The organism is Geminicoccus flavidas (assembly GCF_009806515.1).
In the GTDB taxonomy this organism is placed as follows: Bacteria; Pseudomonadota; Alphaproteobacteria; order Geminicoccales; family Geminicoccaceae; genus Geminicoccus; species Geminicoccus flavidus.
Window position 1 is genome coordinate 1 of record NZ_WUJP01000122.1, and the last position, 434, is coordinate 434.

The window sequence follows — 434 nt, forward strand, 5'->3', positions numbered from 1 at the left end:
TCGCCGCGGATGCCAGCATCACCAGCGCCATGGGATCGAACCCGGCGATGCCCGGGCGCAGTACCAGCAGCACGCCACAGAAACCCACCCCTAGCGCAGTCAGGCGGCGCCAGCCGACCCGCTCGCCCAGGACCGGGATGGCGAACAGGGTGACGAACAGAGGTGCCGTCATGGCGATGGTGGCGGCCGTCGCGAGCGGCAGGTATTTTAGGGCGGTCACGGCGCATACCGTCGCCAGGGCGATCAAGGCGGAGCGGCCGAGCTGCAGCCCAAGGCGCGCGGAGCGCCACGGCACCGGGCCGCGATGGAGAAACGGCACCGCCGCCGCGATCAGGAGGTGGCAGGTGTAGCGCGCCCAGACGATCTGCAGCGGGTGGTAGCCGGCCTCGCCGAGGAGCTTGGCCATCGTGTCCTGGATGGCGAACATCGACACG

Annotated in this window: 1 protein-coding gene; it reads right to left on the reverse strand. The window is 70.3% G+C overall.

Going from position 1 to position 434, the window contains the following annotated elements; genetic code table 11:
* Nucleotides 1-406 (reverse strand): EamA family transporter (locus EQG76_RS03260; protein WP_159710576.1); only part of this gene is annotated, 406 nt, incomplete at its 3' end.
* Nucleotides 407-434: the final 28 nt, after the last annotated feature.